General features: G+C 41.7%; 2 protein-coding genes. Both read right to left on the bottom strand.

The window, feature by feature from the left end; genetic code table 11:
• On the bottom strand, positions 1 to 542 hold a 542-nt coding region (locus GMD1S_RS10480; RefSeq protein ID WP_001002608.1), incomplete at its 3' end, for a DUF2130 domain-containing protein.
• Between the two features lie 94 nt (positions 543 to 636).
• On the bottom strand, positions 637 to 1,008 hold a 372-nt coding region (locus GMD1S_RS10485), incomplete at its 5' end, for a PLP-dependent transferase (protein ID WP_000563473.1).

Below are 1,008 nucleotides of genomic sequence, written 5' to 3' on the forward strand. Positions count from 1 at the left end.
GCTTTTGTGGATTGTTGGGCTTTGAAATTCTTATAGAACTCGACCTGTTCACTAGCCGCCTTGAGCTGGGCTTCGTAATTTTGCTTGAGGGAAGCTAGAGATAACTCATTTTCCTTTTCTTGTAAAAGGAGCTGGTTTTTGACCTGATCGCGCTCTTTTTCAAGGTTAGAAAGGGTCTTTTGCAGTTGATTTTCATGTTCTAAACGCAAGGTAGCCAATTGGTTTTCCAAGTCCTGTACTTCCTTGTCCTTTGCCAATAAAGCCTGATGACTGGTTTGTTCAACCTCTTTCTTAGCCAGTTCTTTCTCTGTATCAAAGTTTTGGATTTGACTCTGTAATTGCACAATTTCTTGATCCTTCTGAGCCAGTTTAGACTGTTGCTCATTCATGGCCTTTTGCTCAGCTAAGGCCAGCTCCTGCTTCATTCGATCGTGCAGTTCCTTATCAAACTCAGCCGTTCTCACTTGGGATAAGAGTTCGGCATACTGACTCTCATTTACTGTAAAGACTTCCCCACAGTTGGGACATTTAATTTCGTTCATAACTTTCCTCTTTCTAGACTTCTGTAACCATTATATCATGCCTGAGGGAAAATCAAAAACAGTGAGTCGAAACCCACTGTTTATATCAGTTACTTTAAATTTTTTCCAAGGCCAAACGCAAATCTTCAATCAAATCCTCTACATTTTCAAGTCCGATAGACAAGCGGATTTGGTTTGGTGTGACACCTGCTGCTTCTAGATCCTTTTCTGACAACTGACCGTGGGTGGTTGTCGCAGGATGGACAACAAGAGATTTGGCATCTGCCACGTTTGCAAGGTCAGAGAAGATTTCCAAATTATCAATCACCTTGCGAGCTTCTGCCTCTCCGCCTTTAACATGGAAGGTAAAGATTGAACCAACACCTTTTGGCAGATATTTCTCAGCCAAGGCATGATATGGACTGTCAGCTAGTTTTGGATAGTTGACTTTTTCTACCTTAGGATGGTTGACAAGGAAATCAACAAT

Origin of the sequence: Streptococcus sp. GMD1S (assembly GCF_000296875.1) — a bacterium.
GTDB lineage: Bacteria > Bacillota > Bacilli > Lactobacillales > Streptococcaceae > Streptococcus.